This is a genomic window from Oleiphilus sp. HI0043, from assembly GCF_001634935.1.
In genome coordinates this window covers 1-296 of sequence record NZ_LWEY01000872.1, presented here as the reverse complement: position 1 = coordinate 296, position 296 = coordinate 1, and the positions used below count along the sequence as shown (strand labels likewise).

General features: G+C 41.6%; 1 protein-coding gene. It reads right to left on the bottom strand.

The genetic code is table 11. The features are described 5' to 3' along the window. Positions 1–296: hypothetical protein (locus tag A3729_RS32730; protein WP_197475747.1), on the bottom strand; the 296-nt coding region annotated here is incomplete at both ends.

The following is a 296-nucleotide window of genomic DNA, read 5'->3' as shown; positions in this document are numbered from 1 at the left end:
CGCGATATGCAGTATTGATCAACTTAGAGATCGCCTTTTTAACCATCGGGCGGTTAACTAAATCAAATGGTAAGCCATCAGGAAGAATATCGAACAACATTGCTCGACCAACTGTCGTATCTGCAATCAACGACTTGCTTACATTGTTACCGTCTTCATCTTTGGTAACCTCTGTAAGACGAACTTTTACTTTCGCCTGCAAGTGAACTTTTTTCGCACCGTATGCTCTCTGAACCTCTTTAATATCAGAGAAAACCATACCTTCACCTTGAGCGTTTATACGCTCACGTGTCATA